This window comes from Solihabitans fulvus, assembly GCF_008386585.1.
Taxonomy (GTDB): Bacteria; Actinomycetota; Actinomycetes; order Mycobacteriales; family Pseudonocardiaceae; genus Solihabitans; species Solihabitans fulvus.
On record NZ_VUOB01000142.1, the window covers coordinates 1 to 1,140 of the forward strand.

General features: G+C 71.1%; 1 protein-coding gene. It reads left to right on the plus strand.

Annotation, left to right across the window (positions count from 1 at the left end):
• Positions 1–70: 70 nt before the first annotated feature.
• On the plus strand, positions 71–1,140 hold a 1,070-nt coding region (locus F0L68_RS40830; RefSeq protein WP_149855287.1), incomplete at its 3' end, for a transposase.

Consider the following 1,140-nt stretch of genomic DNA (forward strand, 5'->3'; position numbering starts at 1 on the left):
CTAGAAGTGTCCTGAAGATCTTGTTTCTGGCCCTGCTCGCGGGGCGGGACTTGGTGCCAGGTTCGAGTACATGCAGGGACACCCACCAACCCGCCCCGTAGGACCAGACGTGTGGCAGACCTGCCGCGAGCTGATCCCAGCCGGCAGCGTGTTCGCGTTCCTGGCCCAGCACCGCGACACCCTGCTGCCCGCATCTCTGTTCGCCGACATGTACCCCAGCCCCAACGGACGCCCCAGCTACCCACCCCAGACCCTGGCCGCGGCGATCCTGCTGGAAACCCTGCACGGCCTATCGGACTTCGACACCGTCCAGGAACTGCGCTGCGACCTGCGCTGGAAAGCCGCCTGCGGGCTGGGCCTGCACGACCCCGCGTTCGACCCCTCCCTGCTCACCTACTTCCGGCACCGCCTGGCCCGCTCCACCCACCCCGACCGGATCTTCGACACCATCCGCGCCGTGGTCGCCCAAACCCAGGCACTGACCGGCAAACAACGCCGCGCGTTGGACTCCACCGTGCTCGATGACGCGGTGGCCACCCAAGACACCGTCACCCAACTGATCGCCGCGATCCGCCGCGTCATCCGCGAGGTCCCCGACGCCGCGCGGGTCGCCGCCTCCCACTGCACCGGCCACGACTACACCGACCCCGGCAAGCCCCGCATCGCCTGGAACGACCACGCCGCCCGCCAAGCCCTGGTCGACGCCCTGGTCGGGGACGCCCTGCGGCTGCTGGGACACCTGCCCGACCAGCAACTCGGGCCCCGGGCGGCCGACGCGGTCGGCATCCTCGCGCTGGTCGCCGGCCAGGACGTCGAACCCGCCCAGGACTCCGACGGCACCGACGGACGCTGGCAGATCGCCCACCGCACCGCCCCCGACCGCGTGATCTCCACAGTGGACCCCCAGTCCCGGCACGTCCACAAAACCCGCGCCCACCACCAGGACGGCTACAAAGCCCACCTCGCGGTCGAGCCGGACACGGGCATCATCACCGCGGCCACACTGCGGCCCGGCGCCGGACCCGATCACCACGAAGCCGTCGTGGCCGGCGAGTTGCTGGCCGGCGAGCACACCCCGGTCACAGTGTTGGCCGATACCGCCTACAGCGCCGGCGACCTGCGCCACGCCCTGGCCCAGAC